Origin of the sequence: Micromonospora yasonensis, assembly GCF_026013475.1 — a bacterium.
GTDB lineage: Bacteria > Actinomycetota > Actinomycetes > Mycobacteriales > Micromonosporaceae > Micromonospora > Micromonospora yasonensis.
The window spans coordinates 1-867 of record NZ_JAPDPH010000470.1 but is presented as its reverse complement, the minus strand read 5'-3'; the positions used below and the strand labels follow the sequence as shown (position 1 = coordinate 867).

Annotated in this window: 1 protein-coding gene and 1 pseudogene; both read left to right on the top strand. The window is 68.6% G+C overall.

What is annotated here, in order from left to right:
- A pseudogene (locus ONA70_RS37110) lies at window positions 1–112 on the top strand (helix-turn-helix domain-containing protein); the annotation flags it as partial.
- 274 nt (window positions 113–386) lie between these two features.
- Window positions 387–867 (top strand): RNA-guided endonuclease InsQ/TnpB family protein (locus tag ONA70_RS36395; protein ID WP_265011008.1); only part of this gene is annotated, 481 nt, incomplete at its 3' end.

Here is an 867-nt window from a genome sequence, read left to right as displayed (position 1 = left end):
GAAGCGGGCGTACAAGTACCGCTTCTACCCGTCTCCGGAGCAGGCTGGGCAGTTGAACCGCACCTTCGGGTGCGTGCGTCTGGTGTACAACCGGGCGCTGGAAGCCCGCAGCCGGGCGTGGGCGGTGGACCGCCGGCGTACCACGTACGTGCAGTCGTCGGCGTGGCTGACTGAGTGGAAACGCACGCAGGAGTTGGCGTTCCTGAACGAGGTGTCGTCGGTGCCGTTGCAGCAGGCGCTGCTGCATCTGCAGGCCGGGTTCGTGGCGTTCTGGGACCAGCGGTCCCGGTACCCGAGGTTCAAGTCCAAGCGCAAATCTAGGGCGTCGGCGGAATACACCCGCTCCGCCTTTCGCTGGCGTGGACGGGCACCTCACCCTGGCGAAGATGAACGCGCCGCTGGACATCGTGTGGTCGCGGCCCCTGCCCGGCGGGGCGGAACCGTCCACGGTCACGGTGTCCCGGGACGCCGCCGGCCGCTGGTTCGTGTCCCTGCTGGTGGAGGACCCCACGGTGGCGCCCTTGCCGCCCGCGGATGCCGAGGTCGGTGTGGACGCGGGCGTCAGCAGTCTGCTCACCCTGTCCCACCCTCTTGCCGGGGTGAGTGACGAGGAAGGGAAGGTGGCCAACCCGCGGTACGGGCAGGCCGACCGGCGCAAGCTGGCCAAGGCGCAGCGGAACCTGGCCCGTAAACAGGACGGCTCCGCGAACCGGGCGAAGGCCCGAATCACGGTGGCCCGTGTTCATGCCCGTATCGCCGACCGGCGTCGGGACCACCTGCACAAGCTGACCACTCGACTCGTCCGTGAGACTCAAACGGTCGTGATCGAGGACCTCAGCGTGCGGAACATGCTCCGTAACCGTCGCC